The 930-nt window shown below is 43.9% G+C and carries 1 protein-coding gene; it reads right to left on the bottom strand.

What is annotated here, in order from left to right:
- A partial coding sequence (locus A3729_RS06105; protein WP_156497727.1) for an HlyC/CorC family transporter occupies window positions 1-919 on the bottom strand: 919 nt, incomplete at its 3' end.
- Window positions 920-930 lie beyond the last annotated feature (11 nt).

The following is a 930-nucleotide window of genomic DNA, read 5'->3' as shown; positions in this document are numbered from 1 at the left end:
CTTCCATTGTGGCAATGCCGAGAGCGTCGCCATACTCATCAACTACAATGGCAATTCGACGTTTCTCCCGCTGGAAGTGTATTAGCTGGGTGTTGAGTGTAGTACTCTCAGGAGTGAAGTAAGGTTCTCTGCAAGCTTGAAGTAGCATGGCTTTGTTCGGTTCGTCATTTGAAAGTACGCGAGTCATGCTGCGAAGGTGTAGGATGCCAATGATGTTGTTTATATCGCCCTTGTATACGGGGAGGCGTGTGTGTTGGGTGGTTTTTAGTTGCTGAAAAATATCATCCAGGTCATCGTCTATATCGATGCCAACAATCTCGTTTCTGGGAATCATGATGTCGTTAACGGTGACTTTCTCTAGGTCTAGAATCCCCAGTAGCATTTCCTGGTGTTTGCGTGGGATCAAGGTGCTAGATTCATTAACAAGTGTTCTCAGTTCTTCTCGGCTTAGGTGGTTTTCTTCTTCTCCGTTTGTACTAAAGCCGAGTTTTGTTAATAGGAAGTTAGTAACAAGGTTAACTGACCAGACAGCTGGGTAGAGTAGCTTTAGTAGAGGTTTTAGTATGTGTGCGGCGGGAAAGGCAACCTTTTCCGGGTGGTAGGCTGCAATGGTTTTAGGTGTTATCTCAGCAAAAATTAGTATAACTAGCGTCAAGATTGCGGTTGCAATTGCGATGCCTGCGTCACCCCATAGTCGAATGGCAATGACCGTTGCTATTGACGAGGCTAGTATGTTTACAAAGTTGTTTCCAATTAGGATGACGCTAATTAATTGATCGGTTCGATCTAGTAGATTGCTGGCTTTCTCCGCGCCTTTATGGCCATTTTTCTTTAGGTGTTTAAGTCTGTAGCGATTGAGCGACAGCATGCCAGTTTCTGAGCTAGAGAAAAAACCAGATAAAATGATTAGAAAAAGCAGAAATAGTAATA

Source organism: Oleiphilus sp. HI0043 (assembly GCF_001634935.1).
The sequence above is the reverse complement of the archived record's forward strand: the minus strand, read 5'-3'. Positions and strand labels throughout refer to the sequence as shown.